Annotated in this window: 18 protein-coding genes and 1 pseudogene; 13 read left to right on the forward strand and 6 right to left on the reverse strand. The window is 49.8% G+C overall.

Annotated features, from left to right (window positions below; translation table 11 throughout):
- The first annotated feature begins 49 nt into the window (after positions 1 to 49).
- The 7 genes from rlmD (at position 50) to eno (ending at position 8,408) form a co-directional block, all read left to right on the forward strand.
- The gene (rlmD, locus tag EAS44_RS06060) at positions 50 to 1,351 is read left to right on the forward strand and encodes a 23S rRNA (uracil(1939)-C(5))-methyltransferase RlmD (RefSeq protein WP_000046816.1); all 1,302 of its coding nucleotides are present in this window, start codon (positions 50 to 52) and stop codon (positions 1,349 to 1,351) included.
- Between the two features lie 47 nt (positions 1,352 to 1,398).
- Positions 1,399 to 3,633: a GTP diphosphokinase gene (gene relA / locus EAS44_RS06065; protein WP_000226815.1), complete on the forward strand. Its 2,235-nt coding sequence runs from the start codon at positions 1,399 to 1,401 to the stop codon at positions 3,631 to 3,633.
- 77 nt (positions 3,634 to 3,710) lie between these two features.
- Positions 3,711 to 3,959, forward strand: coding sequence for a type II toxin-antitoxin system antitoxin MazE (mazE, locus tag EAS44_RS06070; protein WP_000581937.1), 249 nt, complete (start codon positions 3,711 to 3,713; stop codon positions 3,957 to 3,959).
- On the forward strand, positions 3,959 to 4,294 hold the full coding sequence (mazF, locus tag EAS44_RS06075) for an endoribonuclease MazF (RefSeq protein ID WP_000254750.1): 336 nt from the start codon (positions 3,959 to 3,961) through the stop codon (positions 4,292 to 4,294). The genes mazE and mazF overlap by 1 nt, the downstream gene beginning before the upstream one ends.
- A 71-nt stretch (positions 4,295 to 4,365) precedes the next feature.
- A complete protein-coding gene (gene mazG, locus EAS44_RS06080) occupies positions 4,366 to 5,157 on the forward strand; it encodes a nucleoside triphosphate pyrophosphohydrolase (RefSeq protein ID WP_001071651.1) in 792 nt (263 codons plus the stop codon).
- Positions 5,158 to 5,384: 227 nt separating this feature from the next.
- Positions 5,385 to 7,022 (forward strand): glutamine hydrolyzing CTP synthase, encoded by a 1,638-nt coding sequence (gene pyrG / locus EAS44_RS06085; RefSeq protein ID WP_000210878.1) that lies wholly within the window; start codon positions 5,385 to 5,387, stop codon positions 7,020 to 7,022.
- Positions 7,023 to 7,109: 87 nt separating this feature from the next.
- A complete protein-coding gene (gene eno, locus EAS44_RS06090) occupies positions 7,110 to 8,408 on the forward strand; it encodes a phosphopyruvate hydratase (RefSeq protein ID WP_000036723.1) in 1,299 nt (432 codons plus the stop codon).
- A gap of 59 nt (positions 8,409 to 8,467) precedes the next feature.
- Here the strand turns inward: eno and EAS44_RS06095 are convergent, their stop codons facing one another.
- The 4 genes and pseudogenes from EAS44_RS06095 to EAS44_RS06110 form a co-directional block, all read right to left on the reverse strand.
- The gene (locus tag EAS44_RS06095; protein ID WP_001331608.1) at positions 8,468 to 9,370 is read right to left on the reverse strand and encodes a TPM domain-containing protein; all 903 of its coding nucleotides are present in this window, start codon (positions 9,368 to 9,370) and stop codon (positions 8,468 to 8,470) included.
- On the reverse strand, positions 9,367 to 10,515 hold the full coding sequence (locus EAS44_RS06100) for a TPM domain-containing protein (RefSeq protein ID WP_001217982.1): 1,149 nt from the start codon (positions 10,513 to 10,515) through the stop codon (positions 9,367 to 9,369). The genes EAS44_RS06095 and EAS44_RS06100 overlap by 4 nt, the downstream gene beginning before the upstream one ends.
- A gap of 236 nt (positions 10,516 to 10,751) precedes the next feature.
- Positions 10,752 to 11,423: pseudogene (locus tag EAS44_RS06105) on the reverse strand (TPM domain-containing protein); the annotation flags it as partial.
- Positions 11,424 to 11,436: 13 nt separating this feature from the next.
- Positions 11,437 to 12,039, reverse strand: a complete 603-nt coding sequence (locus EAS44_RS06110) for a LemA family protein (protein WP_025855644.1) — start codon at positions 12,037 to 12,039, stop codon at positions 11,437 to 11,439.
- 172 nt (positions 12,040 to 12,211) lie between these two features.
- Between EAS44_RS06110 and queE the strand changes: the two genes are divergently transcribed.
- Entirely contained in the window at positions 12,212 to 12,883 is a 672-nt protein-coding gene (gene queE / locus EAS44_RS06115) for a 7-carboxy-7-deazaguanine synthase QueE (RefSeq protein ID WP_001199974.1), read from the forward strand.
- 473 nt (positions 12,884 to 13,356) lie between these two features.
- Here queE and ygcE read toward each other — a convergent pair whose 3' ends face one another.
- A complete protein-coding gene (gene ygcE, locus EAS44_RS06120) occupies positions 13,357 to 14,835 on the reverse strand; it encodes an FGGY-family carbohydrate kinase (RefSeq protein WP_000039726.1) in 1,479 nt (492 codons plus the stop codon).
- Positions 14,836 to 14,861: 26 nt separating this feature from the next.
- Positions 14,862 to 16,139: an MFS transporter gene (gene yqcE / locus EAS44_RS06125; protein WP_001164530.1), complete on the reverse strand. Its 1,278-nt coding sequence runs from the start codon at positions 16,137 to 16,139 to the stop codon at positions 14,862 to 14,864.
- 318 nt (positions 16,140 to 16,457) lie between these two features.
- Here yqcE and ygcW point away from each other — a divergent pair, with 318 nt between their 5' ends.
- From ygcW to ygcQ, 5 genes are all read left to right on the forward strand, one after another.
- Positions 16,458 to 17,243 carry an SDR family oxidoreductase gene (ygcW, locus tag EAS44_RS06130; RefSeq protein ID WP_000021344.1) on the forward strand — a complete coding sequence of 262 codons (786 nt, stop codon included), beginning with the start codon at positions 16,458 to 16,460 and terminating at the stop codon, positions 17,241 to 17,243.
- 69 nt (positions 17,244 to 17,312) lie between these two features.
- A complete protein-coding gene (gene ygcU, locus EAS44_RS06135) occupies positions 17,313 to 18,767 on the forward strand; it encodes an FAD-binding oxidoreductase (RefSeq protein WP_000059316.1) in 1,455 nt (484 codons plus the stop codon).
- A 21-nt stretch (positions 18,768 to 18,788) separates the two neighbouring features.
- Positions 18,789 to 20,198: an MFS transporter gene (gene ygcS, locus EAS44_RS06140; protein WP_000147680.1), complete on the forward strand. Its 1,410-nt coding sequence runs from the start codon at positions 18,789 to 18,791 to the stop codon at positions 20,196 to 20,198.
- The gene (gene ygcR / locus EAS44_RS06145; RefSeq protein ID WP_001331614.1) at positions 20,176 to 20,955 is read left to right on the forward strand and encodes an electron transfer flavoprotein subunit beta/FixA family protein; all 780 of its coding nucleotides are present in this window, start codon (positions 20,176 to 20,178) and stop codon (positions 20,953 to 20,955) included. The genes ygcS and ygcR overlap by 23 nt, the downstream gene beginning before the upstream one ends.
- A complete protein-coding gene (gene ygcQ / locus EAS44_RS06150) occupies positions 20,952 to 21,812 on the forward strand; it encodes an electron transfer flavoprotein subunit alpha/FixB family protein (protein ID WP_001331615.1) in 861 nt (286 codons plus the stop codon). Before ygcR ends, ygcQ begins: the two co-directional genes overlap by 4 nt.
- Positions 21,813 to 21,935 lie beyond the last annotated feature (123 nt).

The following is a 21,935-nucleotide window of genomic DNA, read 5'->3' on the forward strand; positions in this document are numbered from 1 at the left end:
CGTTATGGGACAATTAAGGTCACACTGTTAAATTGAGAAAGTCTCGCCAATGGCGCAATTCTACTCTGCAAAACGACGCACGACGACGCGTCAGATCATAACCGTTTCAGTCAACGACCTCGACTCTTTTGGTCAGGGTGTGGCGCGACATAACGGCAAAACATTATTTATCCCCGGATTATTGCCGCAGGAAAACGCGGAAGTTACTGTTACTGAAGATAAAAAACAGTATGCCCGCGCTAAAGTCGTACGCCGATTAAGCGATAGCCCGGAACGCGAAACGCCACGCTGTCCTCATTTTGGCGTATGCGGCGGCTGTCAGCAACAACACGCCAGTGTGGATTTACAGCAGCGAAGCAAAAGTGCGGCACTCGCCCGATTAATGAAACACGAAGTCTCTGAAGTGATCGCCGATGTTCCCTGGGGCTATCGCCGTCGCGCGCGTTTAAGTCTGAACTACTTACCGAAAACACAGCAACTTCAGATGGGGTTTCGCAAAGCGGGCTCCAGTGACATTGTCGACGTTAAACAATGCCCCATTTTAGTGCCCCAACTTGAAGCATTGCTGCCCAAAGTCAGGGCATGCCTGGGCAGCTTACAAGCTATGCGCCATCTTGGTCATGTTGAACTGGTACAGGCAACCAGCGGCACGCTAATGATTTTGCGCCATACCGCACCGCTAAGTTCGGCAGATCGCGAAAAACTGGAATGCTTTTCGCATTCTGAAGGCCTGGATCTGTATCTCGCCCCCGATAGTGAGATACTCGAAACCGTCTCTGGTGAGATGCCCTGGTATGACTCAAATGGGTTGCGCTTAACTTTTAGCCCGCGCGATTTTATTCAGGTCAATGCGGGTGTGAACCAGAAAATGGTAGCGCGTGCGTTGGAATGGCTGGATGTGGAACCTGAAGATTGCGTACTGGATCTGTTCTGCGGTATGGGCAACTTTACACTGCCATTGGCGACACAAGCTGCCAGTGTGGTGGGTGTAGAAGGTGTTCCGGCGCTGGTGGAAAAAGGCCAGCAGAATGCGCGTCTTAATGGCTTACAGAATGTGACGTTTTATCACGAAAATCTTGAAGAAGATGTCACAAAGCAGCCGTGGGCGAAAAACGGCTTCGATAAAGTGTTGCTGGACCCGGCGCGAGCAGGTGCCGCAGGTGTTATGCAGCAAATTATAAAACTGGAACCTATTCGTATAGTTTATGTATCCTGTAACCCTGCAACGCTGGCTCGGGATAGCGAAGCGTTATTAAAAGCAGGATATACCATTGCGCGACTGGCGATGCTGGATATGTTCCCACACACGGGACATCTGGAATCGATGGTACTTTTCTCGCGCGTTAAATAGTTACGATTTGCCGATTTCGGCAGGTCTGGTCCCTAAAGGAGAGGACGATGGTTGCGGTAAGAAGTGCACATATCAATAAGGCTGGTGAATTTGATCCGGAAAAATGGATCGCAAGTCTGGGTATTACCAGCCAGAAGTCGTGTGAGTGCTTAGCCGAAACCTGGGCGTATTGTCTGCAACAGACGCAGGGGCATCCGGATGCCAGTCTGTTATTGTGGCGTGGTGTTGAGATGGTGGAGATCCTCTCGACATTAAGTATGGACATTGACACGCTGCGGGCGGCGCTGCTGTTCCCTCTGGCTGATGCCAACGTAGTCAGCGAAGATGTGCTGCGTGAGAGCGTCGGTAAGTCGGTCGTTAACCTTATTCACGGCGTGCGTGATATGGCGGCGATCCGCCAGCTGAAAGCGACGCACACTGATTCTGTTTCCTCCGAACAGGTCGATAACGTTCGCCGGATGTTATTGGCGATGGTCGATGATTTTCGCTGCGTGGTCATCAAACTGGCGGAGCGTATTGCTCACCTGCGCGAAGTAAAAGATGCGCCGGAAGATGAACGCGTACTGGCGGCAAAAGAGTGCACCAATATCTACGCGCCGTTGGCGAACCGTCTTGGGATTGGGCAACTGAAATGGGAGCTGGAAGATTACTGCTTCCGTTATCTCCACCCGACCGAATACAAACGCATCGCAAAACTGCTGCATGAACGCCGTCTCGACCGCGAACACTATATCGAAGAGTTTGTCGGCCATCTGCGCGCTGAGATGAAAGCTGAAGGCGTTAAAGCTGAAGTGTATGGCCGTCCGAAACACATCTACAGTATCTGGCGCAAAATGCAGAAAAAGAACCTCGCCTTCGATGAGCTGTTTGATGTGCGTGCGGTACGTATTGTCGCCGAGCGTTTACAGGATTGTTATGCCGCACTGGGGATAGTGCACACTCACTATCGCCACCTGCCGGATGAGTTTGACGATTACGTCGCTAACCCGAAACCAAACGGTTATCAGTCCATTCATACCGTGGTTCTGGGGCCGGGTGGCAAAACCGTTGAGATCCAAATCCGCACCAAACAGATGCATGAAGATGCAGAGTTGGGTGTTGCTGCGCACTGGAAATATAAAGAGGGCGCGGCTGCTGGCGGCGCACGTTCGGGACATGAAGACCGGATTGCCTGGCTGCGTAAACTGATTGCGTGGCAGGAAGAGATGGCTGATTCCGGCGAAATGCTCGACGAAGTACGTAGTCAGGTCTTTGACGACCGAGTGTACGTCTTTACGCCGAAAGGTGATGTCGTTGATTTGCCTGCGGGATCAACGCCGCTGGACTTCGCTTACCACATCCACAGTGATGTCGGACACCGCTGCATCGGGGCAAAAATTGGCGGGCGCATTGTGCCGTTCACCTACCAGCTGCAGATGGGCGACCAGATTGAAATTATCACCCAGAAACAGCCGAACCCCAGCCGTGACTGGTTAAACCCAAACCTCGGTTACGTCACAACCAGCCGTGGGCGTTCGAAAATTCACGCCTGGTTCCGTAAACAGGACCGTGACAAAAACATTCTGGCTGGGCGGCAAATTCTTGACGACGAGCTGGAACATCTGGGGATCAGCCTGAAAGAAGCAGAAAAACATCTGCTGCCGCGTTACAACTTCAATGATGTCGACGAGTTGCTGGCGGCGATTGGTGGCGGGGATATCCGTCTCAATCAGATGGTGAACTTCCTGCAATCGCAATTTAATAAGCCGAGTGCCGAAGAGCAGGACGCCGCCGCGCTGAAACAGCTTCAGCAAAAAAGCTACACGCCGCAAAACCGCAGTAAAGATAACGGTCGTGTGGTGGTAGAAGGGGTCGGTAACCTGATGCACCACATCGCGCGCTGCTGCCAGCCGATTCCTGGAGATGAGATTGTCGGCTTCATTACCCAGGGGCGCGGTATTTCAGTACACCGCGCCGATTGCGAACAATTGGCGGAACTGCGCTCCCATGCGCCAGAACGCATTGTTGACGCGGTATGGGGCGAGAGCTACTCCGCCGGATATTCGCTGGTGGTCCGCGTGGTGGCTAATGATCGTAGTGGGTTGTTACGTGATATCACGACCATTCTCGCCAACGAGAAGGTGAACGTACTTGGCGTTGCCAGCCGTAGCGACACCAAACAGCAACTGGCGACCATCGACATGACCATTGAGATTTACAACCTGCAAGTGCTGGGGCGCGTGCTGGGTAAACTCAACCAGGTACCGGATGTTATCGACGCGCGTCGGTTGCACGGGAGTTAGGCCGAAACTTGCTCGTATCTACAATGTAGATTGATATATACTGTATCTACATATGATCGCGGTTTGAGGAAAGGGTTATGATCCACAGTAGCGTAAAGCGTTGGGGAAATTCACCGGCGGTGCGGATCCCGGCTACGTTAATGCAGGCGCTCAATCTGAATATTGATGATGAAGTGAAGATTGACCTGGTGGATGGCAAATTAATTATTGAGCCAGTGCGTAAAGAGCCCGTATTTACGCTTGCTGAACTGGTCAACGACATCACGCCGGAAAACCTCCACGAGAATATCGACTGGGGGGAGCCGAAAGATAAGGAAGTCTGGTAATGGTAAGCCGATACGTACCCGATACGGGCGATCTGATTTGGGTTGATTTTGACCCGACAAAAGGTAGCGAGCAAGCCGGACATCGTCCGGCTGTTGTCCTGAGTCCGTTCATGTACAACAACAAAACAGGTATGTGTCTGTGTGTTCCTTGTACAACGCAATCAAAAGGATATCCGTTCGAAGTTGTTCTATCCGGTCAGGAACGTGATGGCGTAGCGTTAGCTGATCAGGTAAAAAGTATCGCCTGGCGGGCAAGAGGAGCAACGAAGAAAGGAACAGTTGCCCCAGAGGAATTACAACTCATTAAAGCCAAAATTAACGTGCTGATTGGGTAGGTGTTACTAACTCACTTCTATTCTGGTCACAGGTTTACACCTGACGGACCCGCAATTTTCAGGACAATTCAATGAATCAAATCGACCGTTTGCTCACCATCATGCAGCGCCTGCGCGACCCGGAAAACGGCTGCCCGTGGGATAAAGAGCAGACATTTGCCACCATTGCGCCTTACACCCTTGAAGAAACCTACGAGGTGCTGGACGCCATCGCCCGTGAAGATTTTGACGATCTGCGCGGTGAACTGGGCGATCTGCTGTTCCAGGTGGTGTTTTACGCACAAATGGCTCAGGAAGAAGGGCGCTTTGACTTTAATGATATTTGCGCTGCTATTAGCGATAAATTAGAGCGTCGCCATCCGCATGTTTTTGCTGACAGTTCTGCCGAAAATAGTAGTGAAGTGCTTGCCCGTTGGGAGCAAATCAAAACCGAAGAGCGCGCGCAGAAAGCGCAGCATTCGGCGCTGGACGATATTCCTCGTAGTTTACCGGCTTTAATGCGTGCGCAAAAAATCCAGAAACGTTGCGCCAACGTTGGTTTCGACTGGACGACGCTTGGTCCGGTAGTAGATAAAGTCTACGAAGAGATCGACGAGGTGATGTACGAGGCGCGGCAGGCTGTTGTCGACCAGGCTAAACTGGAGGAGGAAATGGGTGACCTGCTGTTTGCCACGGTCAATCTGGCTCGTCATTTAGGGACAAAAGCGGAAATCGCATTGCAAAAAGCGAACGAAAAATTCGAGCGTCGTTTTCGCGAAGTGGAGCGTATTGTTACCGCGCGTGGACTGGAAATGACAGGTGTTGACCTCGAAACAATGGAAGAAGTCTGGCAACAGGTAAAACGGCAGGAAATTGATCTCTAAGGGAATTACGCGGTCAAGCGCGATTTGTGTCATTTTTTAAATGACAAGCGCTTGATTTGCGTCAAAAACATTTACCCCAAAGGGGCTATTTTCTCACTCCTGATTTCAATAGTGCGCTGGCGAAGAGGAGGGATAATGAAAGTTTGTGGCACAGGTCATGTTCGGGTATACTGCTTTCCCGTCCTGGTTATTCCATCGTCTTTTCAACCTAACTTCTCAGGTTCAGCATGACAACGAACTATATTTTTGTGACCGGCGGGGTCGTATCCTCTCTGGGTAAAGGCATTGCCGCAGCCTCCCTCGCAGCCATTCTTGAAGCCCGTGGCCTCAATGTGACCATCATGAAACTGGATCCGTACATCAACGTCGATCCAGGTACTATGAGCCCAATCCAACACGGGGAAGTGTTCGTTACTGAAGACGGCGCTGAAACCGACCTGGACCTGGGGCACTACGAGCGTTTCATTCGTACCAAAATGAGCCGCCGCAACAACTTCACCACGGGTCGTATCTACTCTGACGTTCTGCGTAAAGAACGCCGCGGTGACTATCTCGGCGCAACCGTACAGGTTATTCCGCACATCACTAACGCTATCAAAGAGCGCGTGCTGGAAGGCGGCGAAGGTCATGACGTAGTACTGGTCGAAATCGGCGGTACTGTAGGTGATATCGAATCCCTGCCGTTCCTCGAAGCGATTCGCCAGATGGCTGTTGAAATTGGCCGTGAGCACACCCTGTTTATGCACCTGACGCTGGTGCCGTACATGGCAGCGTCTGGTGAAGTCAAAACCAAACCGACTCAGCACTCTGTAAAAGAGCTGCTTTCAATCGGTATCCAGCCTGATATCCTGATTTGTCGTTCAGATCGCGCCGTTCCGGCGAACGAACGTGCGAAGATTGCATTGTTCTGTAATGTTCCGGAAAAAGCGGTTATTTCTCTGAAAGACGTCGATTCCATCTATAAAATTCCGGGCCTGTTGAAATCTCAGGGGCTGGACGATTATATTTGTAAACGATTCAGCTTAAACTGCCCGGAAGCGAATCTGTCCGAATGGGAACAGGTTATCTTCGAAGAAGCGAATCCGGTAAGTGAAGTCACCATTGGTATGGTCGGCAAATACATTGAGCTGCCGGATGCATACAAATCCGTGATCGAAGCACTGAAACACGGTGGGCTGAAGAATCGTGTCAGCGTCAACATCAAACTGATCGATTCACAAGATGTTGAAACGCGCGGCGTTGAAATCCTTAAAGGTCTGGACGCAATCCTCGTACCTGGCGGTTTCGGCTATCGTGGCGTAGAAGGCATGATTACGACCGCGCGTTTTGCGCGTGAGAACAATATTCCTTATCTGGGCATTTGCCTGGGTATGCAGGTGGCGTTAATTGATTACGCTCGCCATGTTGCCAACATGGAGAACGCCAACTCTACGGAATTTGTGCCAGACTGTAAGTACCCGGTTGTGGCGCTGATTACCGAGTGGCGCGATGAAAACGGCAACGTTGAAGTTCGTAGCGAGAAGAGCGATCTCGGCGGTACCATGCGTCTCGGCGCACAGCAGTGCCAGTTGGTTGACGATAGCCTGGTTCGCCAGCTGTACAATGCGCCGACAATTGTTGAGCGTCATCGTCACCGTTACGAAGTCAACAACATGCTGTTGAAACAGATTGAAGATGCAGGTCTGCGCGTTGCGGGCCGTTCCGGGGATGATCAGTTGGTCGAGATCATCGAAGTTCCGAATCATCCGTGGTTCGTGGCTTGCCAGTTCCATCCGGAGTTTACTTCTACTCCACGTGATGGTCACCCGCTGTTTGCAGGCTTTGTGAAAGCCGCCAGCGAGTTCCAGAAACGTCAGGCGAAGTAAGTAAAAAAGTTAGAACGGCAACGCGTACCCTGGGTACGCGTTGTTTGTCTGGAGTTTCAGTTTAACTAGTGACTTGAGGAAAACCTAATGTCCAAAATCGTAAAAATCATCGGTCGTGAAATCATCGACTCCCGTGGTAACCCGACTGTTGAAGCCGAAGTACATCTGGAGGGTGGTTTCGTCGGTATGGCAGCTGCTCCGTCAGGTGCTTCTACTGGTTCCCGTGAAGCTCTGGAACTGCGCGATGGCGACAAATCCCGTTTCCTGGGTAAAGGCGTAACCAAAGCTGTTGCTGCGGTAAACGGCCCGATCGCTCAGGCGCTGATTGGCAAAGATGCTAAAGATCAGGCTGGCATTGACAAGATCATGATCGACCTGGACGGCACCGAAAACAAATCCAAATTCGGCGCGAACGCAATCCTGGCTGTATCTCTGGCTAACGCCAAAGCTGCTGCAGCTGCTAAAGGTATGCCGCTGTACGAGCACATCGCTGAACTGAACGGCACTCCGGGCAAATACTCTATGCCGGTTCCGATGATGAACATCATCAACGGTGGTGAGCACGCTGACAACAACGTTGATATCCAGGAATTCATGATTCAGCCGGTTGGCGCGAAAACTGTGAAAGAAGCCATCCGTATGGGTTCTGAAGTTTTCCATCACCTGGCAAAAGTTCTGAAAGCGAAAGGCATGAACACTGCTGTTGGTGACGAAGGTGGCTATGCGCCGAACCTGGGTTCCAACGCTGAAGCTCTGGCTGTTATCGCTGAAGCTGTTAAAGCTGCTGGTTATGAGCTGGGCAAAGACATCACTCTGGCGATGGACTGCGCAGCTTCTGAATTCTACAAAGACGGTAAATACGTTCTGGCTGGCGAAGGCAACAAAGCGTTCACCTCTGAAGAATTCACTCACTTCCTGGAAGAACTGACCAAACAGTATCCGATCGTTTCCATCGAAGACGGTCTGGACGAATCTGACTGGGATGGTTTCGCATACCAGACCAAAGTTCTGGGCGACAAAATCCAGCTGGTTGGTGACGACCTGTTCGTAACCAACACCAAGATCCTGAAAGAAGGTATCGAAAAAGGTATCGCTAACTCCATCCTGATCAAATTCAACCAGATCGGTTCTCTGACCGAAACTCTGGCTGCAATCAAGATGGCGAAAGACGCTGGCTACACTGCAGTTATCTCTCACCGTTCAGGCGAAACTGAAGACGCTACCATCGCTGACCTGGCTGTTGGTACTGCTGCAGGCCAGATCAAAACTGGTTCTATGAGCCGTTCTGACCGTGTTGCTAAATACAACCAGCTGATTCGTATCGAAGAAGCTCTGGGCGAAAAAGCACCGTACAACGGTCGTAAAGAGATCAAAGGCCAGGCATAAGTCTGACTTTATCTGATTTAAAAATGCCAGCCTTCGGGCTGGCGTTTTTTATGGTTGAGTTACCAGCGACCGGACGCGCCGCCACCGCCAGAAGAACCGCCCCCGCCGCTAAATCCGCCGCCACTTGAGCCTCCACCGGAAGAGGATGAAGAAGAACCTTTTCTTGAAGCTCTTTCTTTACTGAGTTTTTTGTATTTGGCGCGTAGCTTTTTATTGACGATAAGCCAAAAAACAACCAGTGGTACGATCGCAAAAGGCGTTAACATACCGCAGGCAACGATTAAATTGGTCCATGGTCCTGGCTCGGCAACATAGAGGAATACCATCCCGTAAATGGCGCCAGTGAGAGTGATCCAGGGTAAATTCGACGGATCGGTAAAAACAATAAAATATGAAAGTACCGCCAGCAATATAATTACAGCAAGCGATAATGGAATAGGGGGATTGATACTGTAATAATCCCCCCTGTCTTCCGGTAATTCACCATTCAACAGAAGCGCGCCGATATTTTCGCTTGCCAGTGTTAATCCACCCATCAGGTCATCACTTTTGAAGGCAGGGATCAATATATCCCTGATAATCTTCGCCGCTTGCAGGTCGGTAACCACCCCTTCCAGCCCGTAGCCAACCTCAATACGAACAGCATGATCCTCCCAGGCAACCAGAAGTAAAATACCATCGTTTCTCTGCTTATCTCCCAGTTTCCAGCTATCAAAAACCCTTGTAGCATATTGTTCAATGGAATCGTCTCCGGTGGACGGCACTACTAATACAGCGACCTGCGCCCGTGTTTTATGTGTAATATCCTGCAGTTGCTGTGTCAGTGATTGTTGTTCAGAAGTGCTTAACGTACCAGTAATATCGGTCACCTGTTGGCGCAGTTCCGGCACAGCAATTTGCTGGGCAAGCCCAGGAAGGCACCACAAAGTGAATAGAATAAAGATTAAGCGCATTACGATCACCAACGGCCGGATGAACCGCCGCCTCCTGAAGAACCGCCACCACCGCGGAAAGAATTTCTCGACGAAGAGCGAGAATGAGCATTACGATTCCCCGTTTTCCTGTTGCTTTTTTCTCCTGACCCCAGCTTAAGATTGCCAGTAAATTTGGCCACAATGATCAGCAGAACGATGCCAGCAATGGTTATTGGGCCGATAAAATGATCAATTAACCCAATAATTGTTGAGATGAATGCAATATCTTTATTACTGGCGAACACCAGGCACCATCCCACAATAATTATCAGCATCACGACAAACAATGAATTTCGTCCTGATTCACGAACTTGCGGAGTCTTCTTTTGTTTTTTCACTTTCGCGTTTTTATTTTTTGGGGCCAGCATCATAGGAAATACGCGGCACATATTAAAAACTACTGCGAGACGCTGCCAGCAGATTGCTGCGAAAAATAAACTAAAACAAACGACCGACACCCGCCGAATGATGACATCGTCCTGAAAGCAGAAAAACCAGACCGTAGGTGTAATCATTGATATCATCCATATGCCAGGTCCTGGACGGCTGGTAAATCGCCAGAGGACAATGATGGCAACGATCATCAGCACTGTCCAGGCAAGGCATGGCAGCGAAAGTTGCGGATTAGCAAACAGATGATTGGCTAAAGCATCCAAAGGGCTAAGGTTCGCTTTGATATGGGTAAACTGTGCGATGCTTTCAATTCCGCCCGTTAATCCAGCAAAGAGATTGTTTTTTTCGAATTCTGGCTGCATATGGTAACGAACAATTTGCGCAGCTTGTTCCGGCGGCAACATCTGTTCCAGTCCATGTCCAATCTTCATTGACGCCAGCCCTTCCGGCCAAACGACGAGAATTAAGATACCTTCGCCATATCGCTTCTCTCCAACGGGTTTCCAGTGATATACCCCGTATCTCTGCGAGGCTGCAAGTTTAATGTTTTTGCCCCCTGTTGTCGGCGTAACCAACACGGCCACCTGGAAGTGGTTTTGCTGCTCGAGAGTCTGTAATTGTTGATTTAAAGCACTTTGTTCTTCTGTCGTTAATGTCCCGGTTAAGTCAGTCACTGAAGGCAATCGTTCAGCGAATACCTGAAAACCGCATAGCATCAGAAGTAAGAGAAAAATACGCATATCAATTCCTTTTGTTACCAGCGCCCGGAAGCGCCACCGCCACCAGATGAACCGCCACCACCGCTAAAATTGTCATTGTCGAATGAAGAGGATGACGATGATGAATAGTGGGAGGAAGAATTGCTTCTTGTATGGCGTGATGGCTGGTTGGCATCACGCATCGAATCCCGAACCTTTTTGCCGAAGGGGGTAAAAGCGATGGCAACTGCCAGAAACGGTGTGGCGAAGCAGAGTAATGTTGTGAGTACTCCCCAGCTTCCGCTGAAACCTGCTATAGGTAAAACAAAGGCCAGTACAATGGCTGCGAAGCAAATTACTCCCAACGTTTTGATATATCCTCTGGCAGAAATAAACGTCAGTATTATCGCCCAGACTAATAAAGCCCACCAACCGCTAAAGGACAAAGGGTGATCGGTCGGTGTTATCGTTGCTGAATTATTCCCCGTCAGGCGACTTTCAATATCGTTGATCCCCTTTTGTAAACCACCAGCCAGGTCGCCTTTTTTAAATGCCGGAATAATACTGTTGCGAATAATTTTCCCGGACTGTGCATCCGTAATAATACCTTCCAGCCCGTAACCGATTTCAATACGCACGGTATGATCCTGCCAGGCGACTAACAGTAGAACGCCATCATCACGGTCTTTATCACCCGGTTTCCAGCTATCGAATACCCGCGTTGCGTACTGCTCAATGGTTTCATCGCCTGTTGTATCAACCACTAACACGACCAACTGTGCGTGGTTTTTTTGCGTCAGGGCTTTAATCTGGTTGGTCAGGGTGTTTACTTCGCTGTTTGTTAATGTGCCGGTTAAGTCATTCACATACCTGGGTGATTCAGGTACTGGAATTTGTGTAGCAAACACAGATGAACAGAAGAAAGCCATAAGGAAGATAAAATTTCGCATAGAACGTCCCCGCTTAATGAGCATTATCATTCTGGCTAAAATCTATTGTTGGGGCTTTACTTACTGCGGTGACATCATCCGGCAAATAATTTTTCTTTGGTGTGTAATCCATGACCTTTGCGGTTAATACAGCGGGGAATTTGCGGATAGTGACATTATATTGTTCAATGGCTTTAATATATCTTCCTCGCGCAACGGCAATTCTATTTTCACTTCCTTCGAGCTGTACCATTAAGTTTTGATAGAGCTCTTGAGCCTTTAACTGAGGGTAACGCTCACTAATAATCGTTAACTGCCCGAGAGTGCGAGTCACCTGCGCCTGCGCCTGTTGCCAGGCTTGTAATTTTTGTTCATCTCCCGGAGTTTTCTGAAGATCGCTACTGGCGCGATTAGCCTGACTACGTGCCAATGTTACGGCTTCTAGTACCTCTTGTTCATGGCTGGAGTAACCTTTAATACTAGCGACAAGATTAGGAATAAGATCGGTGCGACGTTGATATTGATTTAATACTTCTGACCAGGAGGCATTAACCTGTTCATCATAGGTTTGAATATCGTTATAACCGCAACCTGATAAATTGAAAATAAATATAAACGCGATGAATATTCTAAACATGTTTAAATCCCTTTCATTTAATCCTTGAAAACATAATACGCCGCTTCATTTTATTCTTAATGATCTGAGCCAATTTTTGCATCAAACCTGCCTGTAACAGAATGTTAATAAGACATGATTGTTGTGGCAGGATCTGCAATAATTAACAATTATCCACTTCACAGAGAATGCTATGCAGTACCCGATTAACGAGATGTTCCAGACCCTGCAAGGTGAGGGTTACTTTACCGGCGTCCCCGCCATTTTTATTCGTTTACAGGGATGTCCGGTTGGCTGTGCCTGGTGCGACACCAAACACACCTGGGAAAAGCTTGAGGATCGGGAAGTCTCCCTTTTCAGCATTCTGGCGAAGACCAAAGAGAGTGATAAGTGGGGGGCGGCGAGCAGTGAAGATTTGCTGGCTGTCATTGGCCGTCAGGGATACACCGCGCGTCACGTGGTGATTACGGGTGGTGAGCCTTGCATTCATGATTTGCTGCCACTGACTGACCTGCTCGAAAAGAACGGTTTTAGCTGCCAGATCGAAACCAGTGGTACTCATGAGGTACGCTGCACACCGAATACCTGGGTTACCGTATCGCCAAAGCTGAACATGCGCGGCGGCTATGAAGTATTGTCGCAAGCCCTGGAGCGAGCCAACGAAATCAAGCATCCAGTGGGACGCGTACGTGATATTGAAGCACTGGACGAATTGCTGGCGACGCTGACCGATGATAAACCGCGAGTCATTGCACTTCAGCCAATTAGCCAGAAGGAAGATGCTACGCGTTTATGTATCGATACCTGCATTGCGCGCAACTGGCGTTTGTCGATGCAGACACATAAATATTTGAATATTGCCTGATTAAACATTTATAAGCGTTATAAATGGGTGGAATCTGTAAAGACTTCTACTCATTTATATTCTTTGTCGCCTCTGAAAAACCTCCATTTTGCCCATTCTGGACTAATCATTATCATTCTCTACAAATTCTGTGGCGTTAATTTTTCGCTGGAGTGAAAATTATTGCGGTAAAGTTTGGTAGATTTTAGTTTGAATAGAGTTATTTTAAATATTTATCTTTTTAATCAATGGATTAAGTGCTCTTTAACATAATGGATGTGTTGTTTGTGTGATACTGTAAAGTTGGTAGATTGTGACTGGCTTAAAAAATAATTAATTAATAATAGGTTATGTTTAGAGAGTTCCCCGCACCAGCGGGGATAAACCGAACGGCGCGGCCCACCAGCAAAAACCGGATATGAGTTCCCCGCGTCAGCGGGGATAACCATTCAGGTATGTTCATGCCGGGCAGTTTCCCGCCCGGCCTTCCTCACTTACGCATTCGACCAGCTCTGGATCGAATCCGCATTCCCCAATTCCCCATGCATCACTTCATACGATTTTTTCAGGATTACATCAGTATGTTTGGTTAACTCCTTGAAAATGCCTTTATTCATCGCGTCGTAGCGTTTGGCATTGTTCTCAACAGGCATAAAGATATCTTTCACGCGAACCATTTTGTCGACAGCCGTTGCGTAATCCGGGTATAGCCCCAGACCTACCGCCGTATTAATCGCTGCCCCCAGACTTGCACAACCGTTAATGGCGTTACGGCGTGCCGGAAGGTTGAACACGTCGGCAAAAATCTGCATAAACAGATCGCTGTTCGAACCGCCGCCAGTAATGATCACATGCTTTGCAAAGTGATTCATTTCATGACACATATTGTCGTAATTATTCTTCAGCGTCAGCGCCACGCTTTCCAGTATCGAACGATATATCCATGCGTAATCCATACTGGAATCAAAGCCGATCATAATTCCGCGTTTGTACGGTTCCCACGGATTGGTCAGCCAGTCCAGCACCGTCATCAGCCCATTACAACCAGGTGGCACGCAAGACGCTTTTTTGTTGAGCAAATCTTCCGGTGAAAGATCCTGTGCTTTGGCATCCTGAATTAACGACTCGCCTAACATGTCGCGCAGCCAGCTCACCGTCCACATGCCTTTGCGAATACCGTAACCTTCATACAGCAATGTTTGCGGAATAGAAGACATAATCGGCCAGTACGCGACCGGATCTTTCGGCAGTGCTTTGCCGTTCATCATTAACGCGATATAGGTGCCAAGAGAAATTACCGCCGTTTCATCATCCAGTAACCCGGCTCCCAGAGCTTCTACCGGTTTATCACTGGTGGTACAAACAACCGGCAGCCCAGCCGGGAAATGTGTCGCCAGCGCAGCTTGTGGTGTGATATGCCCAAGAATGGTGCCCGGCATTTGCACGTCAAAAAGCATCTGGCGGGGGATATTAAACTTTTCCATTACCGCGGCATCTTCGCTCCATGCCCAGGTCTTATAATCCACCGGCCACTGACCAAAATAGTTGGCGATATTATCTTTAAATTCGCCCGTTAAACGGTGCGTCAGATAACCCGAAAAAGAGGTGACATATGCCACGTCAGGATTAGTGTGTTCGTAGGGACGCGTTACGCGTGCATCCTGCCAGCTAATCAACGGCGCAGCAGGCGTGCCATCGGCTTTCAATAACGCACGGCAGCAACGGATGGATCCCAGGCCAATGCCGACAATATCTTCTTTATTCCCGGCAAACTGGCTCATCAAATCGTGGCCGGCAAAGCATAATGATGCCCATAAATCGTCGTCAGGATGTTCTGCGGTATCGGCATCTGGCGTGTGCATCGGCTGCAATAAGCCTTTGCCTTCGCAAACCACATTACCTTCCAGATCGTACATCACCACTTTTGTGCTCTGACTTCCGCCATCAATCCCTATGATGTATTTTTTCGACATGATTTTTCTCCTGTAATTTTCCTGGCTTACTTGCTGCTAGCCATTGCGGGGGCGCTATCAGCAGTACGAATTTTTTGGAACAGCAAAAAGGTAAAGATGATCACCATGCCAAGCGCCGCCATGCCCATTAGCCACATGTTGCGGTAGGCTTCTGCAGCGGGCAGGGTGTCTTGCCAGTAGCCGATAATCGGGTAAACGAAGACATCCGGCAGGAATCCAATCACCGAACAAATACCTACCGTGGTGCCCATAATGTAAGACGGTGTTCTCGCTTCGCCAGGGCAGGCCCAATACAGCCCGCGTGAGGCGTAACAGGTGAATCCCAGTAATAAAATCAAGCCAATCCCCATCGCGACCGATTGCGGGTTAGAGTTCGTAACGAGCAGGGCTGTCAATGCCAGCAAACCGATGATGGAAAGGATTTGGACCACGCGGGTAGGGGATTTCACTTTGCTGTAGGTGGTGATAATGCCGCCAAGTGGGCCGCATAACGCGCGGAAGATTTTGTTGATCACAATCCCCATGTAGCTCGCTGCCACCAGTGACATGCCGTACATTTCGGTCAGATAGTTGGTGGAGTAACTCAGAATGGCGTAGATGGTGAAGACACCAAAAATCACCATGCTGCAATACCAGGTGGTGCTGATGCGCAAAACGGCCAGGATGTCGCTAAGCTGGAATGACTGTTTTTCTTCGTTATTGGCACTGCGCAGATTGTTGTTATCGCTAACAAAAAACCAACACAAAATGCCCAGCAGAATGTAAACCACACTATAGATAATAATGACCGTTTTCAGGCTGGCGCTGTCATCCGGTGCAAAGCGAGAAAAGACCCACATGGTAAACACCGCCAGCGACATTACACCGACGCCGCGCAGCCCTTCCATCCAGCCCATAATTTTCCCTTGCTCGCTATGATCGCCCAGCAACGATGCGGCTTTAATCGACACCGACCACAGCATTAAAATCGTCGTTATCGCAAAGGCGACCTGAATACAGAGCATTACCCACAGTGGTGGATATGTTGCCATTATCAGGCCCAGTAATCCGGTAATGATCATCGCGGAAGTAATCATTTTGCGGTGTGAAAATTTATCGGCAATAACGCCGCTAGGGGCATAGAAAATAATGGCCGCAATACCAAAGGTACTCATTATTAAACCTATCTCGGTATTGCTGAATCCCATAAATTTTGCCATGGGAATTTGATAAATATAACGTAAATAAGCCAGGTCGAAACTAACGCCGCCGCTAAAACTAATTATCGCGAGGGTTATCCAACGGCGATATGAGTTGTGTTGCATATCGTATTCCCATTTGTAATAGACAAAAAAAAGAGAAAAGTAAGCCGCCCTTTCAGGTGGATTACTTTTCTCAGGTCTCTAGTAATTGCAATAAGAAATAACATGGAAAGAAAAGGTGTTGTGTGAGAGTAATCACGCTTCTGCTTTTTAAAACTATTTGATAATACGAACATCACTCTGTGATTACGATCACATTAGCAGTTATGCCCTTATGCTAAAAATTATCTCCAGTTACCAGAGATAATGAGAAAGGTAACTTCCCTCTCGCGGGGGAAGTTACCTTTCTTTTTTTTTGCCTTACGGAAATTGGAGCTAACTATGTCAATCGAATCTCTCAATGCGTTCTCAATGGATTTTTTCTCCCTGAAAGGTAAAACAGCAATTGTTACCGGCGGGAATAGCGGATTAGGCCAGGCATTTGCCATGGCGCTGGCCAAGGCTGGCGCAAATGTCTTTATTCCAAGTTTCGTCAAAGATAACGGCGAAACAAAGGAAATGATTGAAAAACAGGGTGTTGAAGTGGACTTCATGCAGGTGGATATCACCGCAGAAGGCGCACCGCAGAAGATTATCGCTGCCTGCTGTGAGCGTTTCGGTACCGTCGATATTCTGGTTAACAATGCCGGTATATGTAAGCTGAATAAGGTGCTGGACTTCGGGCGTGCCGACTGGGATCCGATGATTGACGTGAACCTTACCGCCGCATTCGAGTTAAGCTATGAAGCTGCAAAAATTATGATCCCGCAGAAAAGCGGTAAAATCATTAATATCTGTTCATTGTTCTCTTACTTAGGTGGTCAATGGTCACCGGCTTATTCTGCCACTAAACATGCTCTTGCCGGATTCACCAAAGCCTATTGCGATGAATTAGGTCAATATAATATTCAGGTGAATGGTATTTCCCCGGGATATTACGCTACCGATATCACTCTGGCGACCCGTAGTAATCCAGAAACTAACCAGCGCGTTCTTGATTATATTCCGGCAAACCGTTGGGGCGATACTCAGGATTTAATGGGCGCAGCCGTATTCCTCGCAAGTCCGGCATCGAATTATGTCAACGGACATTTATTAGTGGTTGATGGCGGTTATTTAGTGCGCTAATCCATAACGGTGGTTTCTGTTTTCTCTTATTAATGATTATTCCATTTTTATTATCAGGAAGGAATTACTATGTCTTTATCTCGCGCAGCGATTGTCGACCAGCTAAAGGAAATTGTTGGTGCAGATCGCGTAATTACCGATGAAACAGTATTAAAGAAAAACAGTATTGACCGTTTTCGTAAATTTCCGGATATTCATGGCATTTATACTTTGCCGATTCCGGCAGCGGTCGTAAAACTCGGTTCCACAGAACAAGTATCCCGTGTGCTGAATTTTATGAATGCGCACAAAATTAATGGTGTGCCGCGTACCGGTGCTTCCGCTACCGAAGGTGGGCTGGAAACCGTTGTGGAAAACTCGGTGGTGCTCGACGGCTCCGCCATGAATCAAATCATTAATATTGATATTGAGAATATGCAGGCCACGGCGCAATGTGGCGTTCCGCTGGAGGTGCTGGAAAACGCGTTGCGTGAAAAAGGTTACACCACGGGGCATTCTCCGCAGTCAAAGCCGCTGGCGCAGATGGGCGGCCTGGTGGCGACCCGCAGTATCGGGCAGTTTTCCACACTCTACGGCGCAATCGAGGATATGGTCGTTGGTCTGGAAGCGGTGCTGGCAGATGGCACCGTCACACGCATTAAAAACGTGCCACGTCGCGCGGCTGGCCCGGACATTCGTCATATCATCATCGGCAACGAAGGTGCACTGTGCTATATCACTGAAGTCACAGTGAAAATCTTCAAATTTACGCCGGAAAACAATCTCTTCTATGGCTATGTGCTGGAAGACATGAAAACCGGCTTCAACATCCTGCGTGAAATCATGGTGGAAGGGTATCGTCCGTCGATTGCTCGTTTGTATGATGCTGAAGATGGCACCCAACACTTCACCCATTTTGCCGACGGCAAATGCGTGCTGATCTTTATGGCTGAAGGTAACCCTCGCATTGCGAAGGCGACGGGTGAAGGGATTGCTGAAATCGTGGCGCGCTACCCGCAGTGCCAGCGCGTGGACAGCAAGCTGATCGAAACCTGGTTTAACAACCTGAACTGGGGACCGGATAAAGTGGCTGCCGAACGTGTGCAGATCCTCAAAACCGGCAACATGGGCTTTACCACCGAAGTGTCCGGCTGCTGGAGCTGCATTCACGAAATCTACGAAAGCGTTATTAACCGTATTCGTACCGAGTTCCCGCACGCCGACGACATCACCATGCTGGGCGGTCACTCCTCTCATAGCTATCAGAACGGCACCAACATGTACTTCGTCTACGACTACAACGTCGTTGACTGTAAGCCGGAAGAGGAAATCGACAAGTACCACAATCCGCTCAACAAAATCATCTGCGAAGAAACCATTCGTCTCGGCGGTTCGATGGTGCACCACCACGGTATCGGTAAACATCGCGTTCACTGGAGCAAACTGGAACACGGCAGCGCGTGGGCGTTGCTGGAAGGGCTGAAAAAGCAGTTCGATCCTAATGGCATTATGAACACGGGTACTATCTATCCGATTGAAAAATAATGTGTCAGGCAGCGTTCCGCGATGACGGGGCGTTGCCTTTTCGGCTTCTCAGGCGAGAAGCCGTTCTTATTACCGGACAATGAAGGGGTAAAGATGAACACTTCACCGGTGCGAATGGATGATTTACCGCTTAACCGTTTTCACTGTCGAATTGCTGCGCTCACTTTCGGCGCACACCTGACCGACGGTTATGTCCTCGGCGTTATTGGTTACGCCATTATTCAGCTTACGCCCGCCATGCAACTGACGCCGTTTATGGCGGGGATGATCGGCGGCTCGGCGTTACTTGGTTTGTTTCTTGGCAGCCTGGTTTTGGGGTGGATCTCCGACCATATCGGACGGCAAAAAATCTTCACCTTCAGTTTTATGCTGATTACGCTCGCTTCGTTCTTGCAATTTTTTGCCACCACGCCAGAGCATCTTATTGGATTGCGCATTTTGATCGGCATTGGTCTGGGAGGCGATTACTCAGTAGGTCACACTTTGCTGGCTGAATTTTCTCCGCGCCGCCATCGCGGTGTTTTGCTGGGCGCGTTCAGCGTGGTGTGGACCGTAGGCTATGTGTTGGCAAGTATTGCCGGACATCACTTTATTAGCGAAAGCCCGGAGGCCTGGCGCTGGCTGCTGGCATCGGCAGCTCTGCCCGCGTTGTTGATTACGTTATTACGCTGGGGAACGCCAGAATCGCCACGCTGGCTACTGCGCCAGGGGCGTTTTGCAGAAGCTCACGCTATCGTGCATCGCTACTTTGGTCCCCATGTTTTACTGGGCGATGAAGTGGCAACGGCGACCCATAAACACATCAAAACCTTGTTCTCTTCGCGCTACTGGCGGCGCACGGCGTTTAACAGCGTCTTCTTTGTCTGCCTCGTAATCCCATGGTTTGTGATTTATACCTGGCTGCCGACCATCGCCCAAACTATTGGTCTGGAAGATGCGCTGACTGCCAGCCTGATGCTTAATGCGTTGTTAATTGTTGGCGCGTTATTAGGGTTAGTGTTGACCCACTTGTTAGCGCATCGCAGATTTTTACTGGGAAGTTTTTTGCTGCTAACGGCAACGCTGGTAGTAATGGCCTGTTTGCCTTCCGGCAGTTCATTAACGCTGCTGCTTTTTGTTCTCTTCAGCACCACCATTTCGGCAGTCAGTAATCTGGTGGGCATTTTGCCTGCGGAAAGTTTTCCTACTGACATTCGCTCGCTGGGCGTCGGTTTTGCCACCGCCATGAGTCGGTTGGGGGCGGCGGTAAGTACTGGCCTGCTGCCGTGGGTGCTGGCACAGTGGGGAATGCAAGCCACCTTATTGCTCCTGGCGGCAGTGTTGTTGGTTGGTTTTGTTGTGACCTGGCTATGGGCACCAGAAACCAAAGCACTCCCGCTGGTGGCGGCGGGAAATGCAGGAGGTGCGAATGAACATACTGTTAGCGTTTAAAGCCGAACCGGATGCCGGGATGCTGGCGGAAAAAGAGTGGCTGGCGGCGGCTCAGGGTAATATCGGACCGGATGTTTCGCTTCTGCGAAGTTTACTCGGTGCCGATGAACAGGCTGCCGCCGCGCTGCTGTTGGCGCAGAGAAAAAACGGTACGCCGATGTCTTTAACCGCGTTGAGCATGGGGGATGAACGGGCGTTGCACTGGCTGCGCTATCTCATGGCACTTGGGTTTGAGGAAGCTGTATTGCTGGAGACGGCGGCAGATCTGCGCTTTGCGCCGGAATTTGTCGCTCTCCATATTGCCGAATGGCAGTACCAGAATCCGCTGGATCTGATAATTACTGGCTGCCAAAGCAGCGAAGGGCAGAATGGGCAAACGCCATTTTTGCTGGCGGAAATGCTGGTCTGGCCCTGCTTCACCCAGGTGGAGCGCTTTACTCTCGACGCACCGTTTATCACCCTCGAACAGCGTACTGAACATGGGGTGCGCTGTTGCCGGGTTCGCTTGCCTGCGGTGATTGCCGTGCGTCAGTGTGGTGAAGTGGCCTTGCCAGTACCGGGAATGCGCCAGCGAATGGCGGCGGGGAAAGCGGAGATTACCCGCGAAACTGTTGCCGCGGAAGCGCCAGCGATACAGTGCCTGCAACTGGCAAGGCCAGAGCAACGACGCAGAGCGGCGCTGATTGATGGGCAAACGGTTGCAGAAAAAGCGCAAAAGCTATGGCAGGACTATTTACGCCAAAGGATGCAGCCATGAATATCGCAATTGTGACAATAAATCAGGAACATGCCGCAATGGCGGGCTGGCTGGCGGCGCAGGATTTCAGCGGCAGCACACTAACGCATTGGCAAATAGAACCACAGCCGATGGTTGCGGAACAGGTGCTGGATGCGCTGGTGGAACAGTGGCAACGAACGCCTGCGGAGGTTGTCCTTTTTCCTCCGGGCGCGTTTGGCGATGAACTGTCGACCCGGCTGGCCTGGCGTTTACATGGTGCAAGCATCTGCCAGGTGACTTCGTTAGATATTCCAACCGTAAGCGTGCGCAAATCCCACTGGGGAAATGCGTTGACGGCGACGCTGCAAACAGAAAAACGCCCGCTATGCCTTTCGCTGGCACGTCAGGCGGGAGCAGATAAAAACGCCACGTTGCCCTCTGGGATGCAGCAACTGAACATTGTTCCCGGCGCGCTTCCAGACTGGCTTATCAGCGTCGAAAACCTGAAAAATGTTACCCGTGACCCATTAGCTGAGGCCAGACGGGTGCTGGTGGTGGGGCAGGGCGGAGAGGCAGATAACCAGGAAATCGCTATGCTGGCAGAAAAGATGGGAGCCGAAGTGGGCTACAGTCGGGCACGAGTGATGAACGGTGGCGTTGATGCCGAAAAAGTGATTGGTATTTCCGGACATCTGCTGGCACCTGAGGTGTGTATTGTTGTTGGCGCTTCCGGCGCAGCAGCGTTAATGGCGGGCGTACGCAATAGCAAGTTTGTGGTGGCGATTAATCATGACGCCAGTGCAGCGGTATTTTCACAGGCAGATGTTGGCGTGGTTGATGACTGGAAAGTGGTGCTGGAGGCACTGGTGACAAACATTCACGCAGATTGCCAATAACGTGCTGCCGGATGATCCTGCCGATGGTTCTGGGCTGGGGACTTGTAGGCCTGATAAGACGCGTCAAGCGTCGCATCAGGCGCTGAATGTCGGATGTGGCGTGCAGCCTACAAATCACACCAA

Origin of the sequence: Escherichia coli DSM 30083 = JCM 1649 = ATCC 11775, assembly GCF_003697165.2 — a bacterium.
Classification (GTDB): domain Bacteria; phylum Pseudomonadota; class Gammaproteobacteria; order Enterobacterales; family Enterobacteriaceae; genus Escherichia; species Escherichia coli.

Coding starts and splice junctions, on each gene's coding strand:
- rlmD (WP_000046816.1), top strand. CDS start 50: ATGGCGCAATTCTACTCTGCAAAACGACGCACGACGACGCGTCAGATC.
- relA (WP_000226815.1), top strand. CDS start 1,399: ATGGTTGCGGTAAGAAGTGCACATATCAATAAGGCTGGTGAATTTGAT.
- mazE (WP_000581937.1), top strand. CDS start 3,711: ATGATCCACAGTAGCGTAAAGCGTTGGGGAAATTCACCGGCGGTGCGG.
- mazF (WP_000254750.1), top strand. CDS start 3,959: ATGGTAAGCCGATACGTACCCGATACGGGCGATCTGATTTGGGTTGAT.
- mazG (WP_001071651.1), top strand. CDS start 4,366: ATGAATCAAATCGACCGTTTGCTCACCATCATGCAGCGCCTGCGCGAC.
- pyrG (WP_000210878.1), top strand. CDS start 5,385: ATGACAACGAACTATATTTTTGTGACCGGCGGGGTCGTATCCTCTCTG.
- eno (WP_000036723.1), top strand. CDS start 7,110: ATGTCCAAAATCGTAAAAATCATCGGTCGTGAAATCATCGACTCCCGT.
- EAS44_RS06100 (WP_001217982.1), bottom strand. CDS start 10,515: ATGCGTATTTTTCTCTTACTTCTGATGCTATGCGGTTTTCAGGTATTC.
- EAS44_RS06110 (WP_025855644.1), bottom strand. CDS start 12,039: ATGTTTAGAATATTCATCGCGTTTATATTTATTTTCAATTTATCAGGT.
- queE (WP_001199974.1), top strand. CDS start 12,212: ATGCAGTACCCGATTAACGAGATGTTCCAGACCCTGCAAGGTGAGGGT.
- ygcE (WP_000039726.1), bottom strand. CDS start 14,835: ATGTCGAAAAAATACATCATAGGGATTGATGGCGGAAGTCAGAGCACA.
- yqcE (WP_001164530.1), bottom strand. CDS start 16,139: ATGCAACACAACTCATATCGCCGTTGGATAACCCTCGCGATAATTAGT.
- ygcW (WP_000021344.1), top strand. CDS start 16,458: ATGTCAATCGAATCTCTCAATGCGTTCTCAATGGATTTTTTCTCCCTG.
- ygcU (WP_000059316.1), top strand. CDS start 17,313: ATGTCTTTATCTCGCGCAGCGATTGTCGACCAGCTAAAGGAAATTGTT.
- ygcS (WP_000147680.1), top strand. CDS start 18,789: ATGACGGGGCGTTGCCTTTTCGGCTTCTCAGGCGAGAAGCCGTTCTTA.
- ygcR (WP_001331614.1), top strand. CDS start 20,176: ATGAACATACTGTTAGCGTTTAAAGCCGAACCGGATGCCGGGATGCTG.
- ygcQ (WP_001331615.1), top strand. CDS start 20,952: ATGAATATCGCAATTGTGACAATAAATCAGGAACATGCCGCAATGGCG.